This is a genomic window from Staphylococcus intermedius NCTC 11048 (assembly GCF_002902385.1).
Taxonomy (GTDB): domain Bacteria; phylum Bacillota; class Bacilli; order Staphylococcales; family Staphylococcaceae; genus Staphylococcus; species Staphylococcus intermedius.
The window spans coordinates 1-201 of sequence record NZ_PPQH01000142.1 but is presented as its reverse complement, the minus strand read 5'-3'; the positions used below and the strand labels follow the sequence as shown (position 1 = coordinate 201).

Annotated in this window: 1 protein-coding gene; it reads left to right on the top strand. The window is 46.3% G+C overall.

Features of this window, described 5'->3' with window-relative positions; all coding sequences use genetic code 11:
• Positions 1-201, top strand: a 201-nt coding sequence (locus tag CD138_RS13705) for a Rib/alpha-like domain-containing protein (RefSeq protein WP_219727736.1), incomplete at both ends; no start/stop codon positions are given.

Here is a 201-nt window from a genome sequence, read left to right as displayed (position 1 = left end):
ACAACAGAAGATGAAGTAAAAGGTGCAGTGAACATCCCAGGCTACCCAACAGATGGTGACCAACCGACAATTACAATTGACGATCCAAGTCAATTACCAGACGGTACACAAGAAGGCACAACAGATGTGAGTGTGACAGTGACGTATCCAGATGGCACAACAGACCACATCACAGTACCGGTAACCGTAGGTAAACAAGCA